Annotated in this window: 2 protein-coding genes; both read left to right on the top strand. The window is 38.9% G+C overall.

The genetic code is table 11. The features are described from left to right. The first annotated feature begins 59 nt into the window (after window positions 1-59). Window positions 60-437, top strand: coding sequence for a relaxase/mobilization nuclease domain-containing protein (locus ACFPYJ_RS20160; RefSeq protein ID WP_379190006.1), 378 nt, complete (start codon window positions 60-62; stop codon window positions 435-437). 67 nt (window positions 438-504) lie between these two features. Further along, window positions 505-1,149, top strand: a complete 645-nt coding sequence (locus ACFPYJ_RS20155) for a hypothetical protein (RefSeq protein ID WP_379190005.1) — start codon at window positions 505-507, stop codon at window positions 1,147-1,149. Window positions 1,150-1,611: the final 462 nt, after the last annotated feature.

Genomic DNA, 1,611 nt, shown 5'->3' with positions numbered 1-1,611 from the left:
ATTGAATACCGGTGCGCGCTGGCAGCATAGCTTTTTTCTAATGTCTACTTGACAGGGGTATGACCAGAACGCTAGGTTTTCACTTTATTCAATCCTTTAAGGAACATGAAATTAGCGATCCGTACAAAGCACATGAAATTGGTTTGAAGTGGGCTGAGAAATTTATTGGTGACAAATTTCAATATATAATCAGTACTCATGTAGACAAAGGGCACGTTCATAATCACATTATCATTAATTCTGTTTCGTTAGCTGGGAAAAAGTTTTATGCGAATAAGCAGAGCTTAAAAGACGTAAGGGATTTTTCAGATGAAGTTGCAAAGGAATACAATTTAAGTACCATCCCAGTCAACAAAAACGCTGTACCAAAATCCTATAAAGAATGGAATGAAGAGAAGCGAGGAAATTCATGGAAGGCACATATTAAACAAGATTGATACCGTCATCAAGTTTTCTACGTAATTTGAAGATTTCATGTCTCAGATGGATCAGCTAGGGTATACGATGAAGCAAGGCCAAGTGAAATATATGACTTTCAAGTCTCCCGGTATGGAAAGATCGGTCAGGGGAAAAACACTTGGAGTCGACTACACAGAGGAAAGAATTAAGGAGCGTATTCAACTTCGTGAATTTAATTTCACTGAATCGAAACGGAAATACAAATATCGATTCAATCATAAACCGAGTCGGAATCAACTTATGGATGCAGCGAGGCAGTATCAATTTAGAAGGGGAACGCTGGCCGTCAACATCATATTAACTATCGCTCTTCTTCGCACGTTGACGGATCGCAATACCGCTGATGCAAAACGAAGAAATAGCAGAAGAGATTTTAGTTCAGATATAGAAATATCCAAGCTGTCTAATCAATTAAAGTTCATTACCGATCAAAATCTAAAAAGCCGGTCCGACTTGAAACAGGCGATTACTAAAGTGGAAAGCCAAATCCAAGAGATCAATTCCGTTATAAAAGAAGCAACTCAGATGAATCGAAATATGACACTCGTCGTCCAGACCATTGATACGTATAACAAATACAAGCCGATCCACGACGAATATCAAGCATCTACAATTAAAAAAATGATCCTAAAGAGAAAATACAACACAGAGTTAGAGACGTTTGAAAAAGCGCTTATGGGAATCGAATGATTTCACTTCAAAATGAAGTTATGATTAAGCAAAAAACCAATGAATATAGCCATGTTCAACATTACGAACCTATACAAAGTCAATCTTTGGGCCGTTAATTCGTTTGTAATTGTGTCCGCGAATATCGCGCCGTTCAAGGTATGGGTTCTATACGAACAAGAAGAAATATTAGTTGGGTATTTGTGCAAAATTCTAAGTGATTGCTAGAACTTTCTTAGAACAAAACAATCTCAAAACTGAGATCTTAAAAAGAGCGTTGCCAACAAGGCAACGTCTTTTTACGTTGTTGTCGGGTCTGTCAAATCTTTTGTGTAAACTCTTTTAATCGGCTTCTCCCCGAGGGGAGAAAAATTATCTGAGATGCTGCCCAATGCGATCCGGGAAGAAGACGGATAGCTGGAGGAGCATTTGTCCCCAATTCTGTACACGGCCTGTCCACTTGCGGGTAACGTCCATGGTGGC

The sequence above is a fragment of the Paenibacillus solisilvae genome, from assembly GCF_042656405.1.
Taxonomy (GTDB): domain Bacteria; phylum Bacillota; class Bacilli; order Paenibacillales; family Paenibacillaceae; genus Paenibacillus_Z; species Paenibacillus_Z solisilvae.
The sequence above is the reverse complement of the archived record's forward strand: the minus strand, read 5'-3'. Positions and strand labels throughout refer to the sequence as shown.

Coding starts and splice junctions, on each gene's coding strand:
- ACFPYJ_RS20160 (WP_379190006.1), top strand. CDS start 60: ATGACCAGAACGCTAGGTTTTCACTTTATTCAATCCTTTAAGGAACAT.
- ACFPYJ_RS20155 (WP_379190005.1), top strand. CDS start 505: ATGAAGCAAGGCCAAGTGAAATATATGACTTTCAAGTCTCCCGGTATG.